Source organism: Streptomyces sp. NPDC057654, assembly GCF_042800135.1.
In the GTDB taxonomy this organism is placed as follows: domain Bacteria; phylum Actinomycetota; class Actinomycetes; order Streptomycetales; family Streptomycetaceae; genus Streptomyces.
The window spans coordinates 1-3,739 of the sequence record NZ_JBHVHQ010000844.1; the positions used below are offsets into that span (position 1 = coordinate 1).

The 3,739-nt window shown below is 71.3% G+C and carries 5 protein-coding genes; all 5 read left to right on the plus strand.

Annotated elements, in window-relative coordinates:
• Nucleotides 1–1,153 (plus strand): ATP-binding cassette domain-containing protein (locus tag ACFU99_RS36960; RefSeq protein WP_384401032.1); only part of this gene is annotated, 1,153 nt, incomplete at its 5' end.
• On the plus strand, nucleotides 1,146–2,189 hold the full coding sequence (locus tag ACFU99_RS36965) for an ABC transporter permease (RefSeq protein WP_384401035.1): 1,044 nt from the start codon (nucleotides 1,146–1,148) through the stop codon (nucleotides 2,187–2,189). The genes ACFU99_RS36960 and ACFU99_RS36965, both read left to right, overlap by 8 nt.
• A 6-nt stretch (nucleotides 2,190–2,195) precedes the next feature.
• Nucleotides 2,196–2,327 carry a hypothetical protein gene (locus ACFU99_RS36970; protein WP_384401038.1) on the plus strand — a complete coding sequence of 44 codons (132 nt, stop codon included), beginning with the start codon at nucleotides 2,196–2,198 and terminating at the stop codon, nucleotides 2,325–2,327.
• A 10-nt stretch (nucleotides 2,328–2,337) separates the two neighbouring features.
• Entirely contained in the window at nucleotides 2,338–3,228 is an 891-nt protein-coding gene (locus ACFU99_RS36975) for an enolase C-terminal domain-like protein (RefSeq protein WP_384401041.1), read from the plus strand.
• Nucleotides 3,225–3,739, plus strand: a 515-nt coding sequence (locus tag ACFU99_RS36980) for an SDR family NAD(P)-dependent oxidoreductase (RefSeq protein ID WP_384401044.1), incomplete at its 3' end; no start/stop codon positions are given. The genes ACFU99_RS36975 and ACFU99_RS36980, both read left to right, overlap by 4 nt.

The window sequence follows — 3,739 nt, forward strand, 5'->3', positions numbered from 1 at the left end:
CGCCCGCACCGCCGACCTCAAGGTCGAGGACCGCCAGATGGTCGAGATCGCCCGCGCCCTGTCCTTCGGCGCCCGCTTCATCGTCCTCGACGAACCCACCGCCCAGCTCGACAACCGCGAGATCGAACGGCTCTTCACCCGTATGCGGGCCCTCCAGGCGTCCGGGGTGACCTTCCTGTTCATCTCGCACCACCTCCAAGAGGTCTACGAGGTCTGCCAGACCGTCACCGTGCTCCGCGACGCCCGCTGGATCACCACCGCCCCCGTCGCCGACCTCCCGCGCGCCGCCCTCGTCGAGGCCATGGCGGGGGAGTCCGCCCCCGCCGCCCGCAGCGCCGCCGCCCGCACCATCGCCGGCGCCGACGCGGAGGACGCGCCCGTACGCCTGGCGGTACGTCAGCTGACCGGCGAGGCGTACGAAGCCGTGGACCTCACCATCCGCGAGGGCGAGGTCGTCGGGCTCGCCGGCAGCAGCGCCAGCGGCAAGATCCAGCTCGCCGAATCCCTCGCCGGGCTCCGCACACCCGCCTCCGGAACGGCCGAACTCGACGGCGAACCACTGCCGTTCGGCGATGTGCCCGCGACGCTCAGGGCCGGAGTCGGCTGCGTACCGCGCGACCGCCACGAACAGGGCCTCGTCTCCGGCATGACCATCGGCGACAACGCCACCATGAGCGTCCCGCACCGCCTCGGCCGGTACGGCTTCGTCTCCACCGCCCGCAAGCGGACCCTCGCCCAGGCACTGATCCGCCGCCTCGACATCCACGCCGAAGGCCCCGACCAGCCGGTCTCCGACCTCTCCGGCGGCAACGCGCAGAAGGTCGTGATGGCCCGCGCCCTGGCCGGCGACCCCCGGCTGCTCATCCTCATCAACCCCACCGCGGGCGTGGACGTGAAATCCAAGGAATCGCTGCTCGCCCGGGCGGACAGCGCCAGCGAGGACGGCACCGCCGTGCTCGTCGTCTCCGACGAGATCGACGACCTGCGCCGCTGCGACCGGGTCCTGGTGCTTTTCCACGGCCGCGTCGTCGCCGACCTGCCGGCCGGCTGGGGAGAGCACGAGCTGATCGCCTCGATCGAAGGAATCGACGAGACCGACGGAATCGACGCGATCGACGAGGTCGACGGAAGCAAAGGAGTGGACCGTGGCTGACACCAAGGCCCCGTCGGCCTCGGAGACCGCCGGGGAGCGCACCGCCGCCGAACGCGGCCGGGCCGCCGGCAAGTCCGTACTGCTGCGCAGAGCACGGGAGTTGGCGCTCGTACCCGCCCTCATCCTGATGCTCGTGCTCGGCGCGCTGCTCAACGACTCGTTCCTCACCGAACGGAACATCATCTCCATCCTCGGCGCGTCCGCCGCCCTCGCCATGGTGGTGCTCGCCGAATCGCTGGTACTGATCACCGGCAAGTTCGATCTGTCCCTGGAGTCCGTCGTCGGCATCGCCCCCGCCCTCGGCGCGCTGCTCGTGCTGCCCGCCGCCCAGGCCGGATTCGGCACCCAGTGGCCGACCGGCGCGGCGCTCCTCGCCATCGTCGTCGTGGGCGCGGCCATCGGCGCGTTCAACGGCGTCCTCGTCGTCAAGCTCCGCCTCAACGCCTTCATCGTCACCCTCGCCATGCTGATCGTGCTGCGCGGCCTGCTCGTCGGCGCGACCAAGGGCAAGACCCTCTTCGGCATGCCCGACGCCTTCTACACCCTCGCCACCAGCACCTTCGCGACCATCCCGCTCTCCGTCTGGCTGGCCGCCGCCTGCTTCGGCGCCGCGGGCTTCATGCTCAAGTACCACCGCTGGGGCCGCGCCCTGTACGCCATCGGCGGCAACCCCGATGCCGCGGCCGCCGCCGGCATCCGCGTCCAGCGGGTCATGCTCGGCGTCTACATCGTCGCCGGAATCCTGGCCTCCGTGGGCGGGCTGATGCAGACCGGCTACGTCGGCGCGATCAACGCCAACCAGGGCCAGAACATGATCTTCACGGTCTTCGCGGCCGCGGTCATCGGCGGCATCAGCCTCGACGGCGGCAAGGGGACGATGTTCGGCGCCCTCACCGGCGTACTGCTCCTCGGCGTCGTACAGAACCTGCTGACCCTCGCCCAGGTGCCGTCCTTCTGGATCCAGGCCATCTACGGCGGCATCATCCTCATCGCCCTGATGATCGCCCGGGTGACGACCGGCAGAGCCCAGGACTGAGCGCCCGTGTCCCGCACAGGCGACCCCGACCACCCTGCCCACCCCGACCACCTGAACTGCCCCGACCACCTGAACTACCCCGACTATCCCGACTTCGAAGGGTCCGGCGGCCGGCGCCGGGCCTCCGCCCGAGCCTGAGAGGCCCACCGTGTCTTCAACTGTCCCGCGCGTCACCGCGCTCGACACGTACGACATCCGGTTCCCCACCTCGCGGGAGCTCGACGGCTCGGACGCGATGAACCCCGACCCCGACTACTCCGCCGCCTACCTGGTGCTCCGCACCGACGCGGCCGACGGCTTCACCCAGATCAAGCTCAAGGTCGGCGCGGACCTCGACGACGACATCCGGCGGATGCGCACCGCCCGCGCCGCCGTCGGACCCGGCATCCGCATCGCCATCGACGCCAACCAGCGCTGGAACGTCCGCGAGGCCATCGACTGGACCAACGCGCTCGCCGAGTTCGACCCCTACTGGATCGAGGAGCCCACCAGCCCCGACGACGTGCTCGGCCACGCCGCCGTCCGCCGCGCCGTCGCCCCGGTCAAGGTCGCCACCGGCGAGCACGTACAGAACCGGATCGTCTTCAAGCAACTGCTCCAGGCCGACGCGCTCGACGTCCTCCAGATCGACGCGGCCCGCGTCGGCGGCGTCAACGAGAACCTCGCCATCCTGCTGCTGGCCGCCAAATACGGCGTCCCCGTCTGCCCGCACGCGGGCGGCGTCGGGCTCTGCGAGCTCGTACAGCACCTGTCGATGTTCGACTACGCGGCGCTCTCCGGGACGACCGACGACCGCGTCATCGAGTACGTCGGCCACCTCCACGAGCACTTCACCGAGCCCGTGCGCATCCGCGACGGCCACTACGAAGCACCGCTCGCCCCCGGCTTCTCGGCCGCCATGCGGCCCGAGTCCATCGCCGCGTACACCTACCCGGACGGCGACTTCTGGGTCGCCGACCGCGCCGCCCGAGGGCCGAACGGCACCGACGGATCAAACGGCACCGACGGACCAAACGGATCAGAAGGAGCAGCGGCATGACGGACTTTCAGGGGCTCAACGCCCTGGTAACCGGCGGGGGTTCGGGCATCGGACTGGCGACGGCCCGGCTCCTCGCCGAGCGCGGCGCCCGCGTCGCGGTGCTCGACCTCGACCCCGAGGCGGCCGAGAAGCCGCTGCTGGGCTACGCGGCCGACGTCGGCGACGACGCGTCCGTACGCGCGGCGGTCCACGCGGCCACCGCCGACCTCGGCGGCCTTGACGTCCTGGTCAACAACGCCGGCATCGGCGCCGCCGGCACCGTCGCCGACAACGACGACGAGGAATGGCGCCGCGTACTCGATGTCAACGTCATGGGCGTCGTCCGCACGAGCCGGGCTGCCCTTCCCCATCTGCGGCGTTCCGCGCACGCCGCGATCGTCAACACCTGCTCCATCGCCGCCACCGCCGGGCTCCCGCAGCGCGCCCTGTACTCGGCGAGCAAGGGCGCCGTCCTCTCACTCACCCTCGCCATGGCCGCCGACCACGTCCGCGAGGGCATCCGGGTCAACTG